The organism is Lysinibacillus sp. BF-4 (assembly GCF_000743635.1).
Lineage (GTDB): Bacteria > Bacillota > Bacilli > Bacillales_A > Planococcaceae > Metalysinibacillus > Metalysinibacillus saudimassiliensis.
Genome location: NZ_JPUW01000087.1, coordinates 1 through 1,474, shown reverse-complemented (window position 1 = coordinate 1,474; position 1,474 = coordinate 1). Strand labels below are relative to the sequence as shown.

At 34.6% G+C, this 1,474-nt stretch carries 2 protein-coding genes; both read left to right on the top strand.

The annotated features are described in order from the left end of the window. The first annotated feature begins 53 nt into the window (after window positions 1–53). Window positions 54–617 carry a helix-turn-helix domain-containing protein gene (locus CH76_RS13230; RefSeq protein ID WP_036147341.1) on the top strand — a complete coding sequence of 188 codons (564 nt, stop codon included), beginning with the start codon at window positions 54–56 and terminating at the stop codon, window positions 615–617. Continuing rightward, window positions 581–1,444 carry an IS3 family transposase gene (locus tag CH76_RS13225; protein ID WP_036147338.1) on the top strand — a complete coding sequence of 288 codons (864 nt, stop codon included), beginning with the start codon at window positions 581–583 and terminating at the stop codon, window positions 1,442–1,444. The genes CH76_RS13230 and CH76_RS13225 overlap by 37 nt, the downstream gene beginning before the upstream one ends. The last annotated feature ends 30 nt before the right edge of the window (window positions 1,445–1,474 follow it).

Below are 1,474 nucleotides of genomic sequence, written 5' to 3'. Positions count from 1 at the left end.
TGAACTGCACCCCAAAAGTTAGAGTAAAAAACTAACTTTTGGGGTGTTTTAGTATGGCTAAATATAATGATGAATTCAAATTGGAAATTGTTAAAGAATATCTTGATGGTTTACTAGGATATAAATTATTGGCAAGAAAACATGATATTCCAGATCAATCTACAATCCAAAATTGGGTGAAAGCATATCGTGCGTTTGGTTCTGAAGGGATTATGCGCAAATTTTCTAAGAAGGTCTATCCTGTTCAATTTAAGCTAGATGTACTACACTTTAAGAAACAAACAGGCGCTTCTTACCGAGACACAGCAATTGAATTTAAGATGAATAATCCCTCTTTAATTGCGAACTGGCAAAGAATCTTTTTGGAAGAAGGTGTAGAAGGGCTTAAACCTAAACAGAAAGGACGTCCTTCTATGGCTAAAAGAAGAGATATAAAACCAGCTGAACAAGGAAAGAAAATGTCTAGAGAAGAGGAATTAGAACGTGAGAATGAATTACTTCGTTTAGAGGTTGCTTATTTAAAAAAGTTAAAAGCTTTTCAAGAGAATCCGAATGCCTTCCTCGAAAAGCACAAGCAGCAGTGGCACTCGAACTCAAAGAAGAGGGATTCAAATTAAAAGATGTTTTAAGCGTTGTTAATATCCCGGAATCGACTTACCATTATCAAATTAATCGGCTATCAAAAGAAGATCCAGATTGTGCATTGAAAGAAGAGATTACTACGCTATTTGAAAAGCATGAAGGTAGATATGGTTATCGTCGCATTCACTTAGCGCTTAAAAATCAAGGTTATGCGATTAATCATAAAAAGGTGCAACGGATTATGAATGAATTAGGCCTGAAGTGTGTGAAGTTCCAACGTAAATCTCGTTATAATTCTTATAAAGGAACTGTTGGAAAAGTCGCTGAAAATCGTTTGAATCGCCGATTCGATACGCCAATTCCTTTACAGAAAATCGTCACTGATATTACTGAATTCAAATGTTTAAGCGAGGAGAAGTTATATCTTAATCCTCTTTTAGATTTATATAATGGGGAAATTATCTCTTTTGGCATTTCTAATAGACCCACTTTAGATTTAGTGCTAGAACCATTGGATGAAGCTGTTGAAATGATAAATAACGAAGCTAAGTATCGAACCACAATTCATTCCGATCAAGGTTGGCATTATCAACACCAAAAATGGATTAAAACGCTTAAGAACAATAAAATCTTTCAAAGCATGTCTAGGAAAGCAACTTGTGCCGACAACGCTGTAATGGAGAACTTCTTCGGTATTTTAAAACAAGAGATTTATTATGGCGAAAAATTATTATCTTATCATGAACTAAAACAAAAGATAGAGAAATATATCGACTACTATAATAACGACCGGATAAAAATAAAATTGGCCGGTTTAAGTCCGATTCAATATCGAACTCAAACCAGCCAATCAGCTGCATAATAAAAACTCTAACTTTTAGGGGTCACTACC

What these genes read in the sequence shown, in the direction of transcription:
- CH76_RS13230 (WP_036147341.1), top strand. Translation starts at nt 54, where the DNA reads ATGGCTAAATATAATGATGAATTCAAATTGGAAATTGTTAAAGAATAT.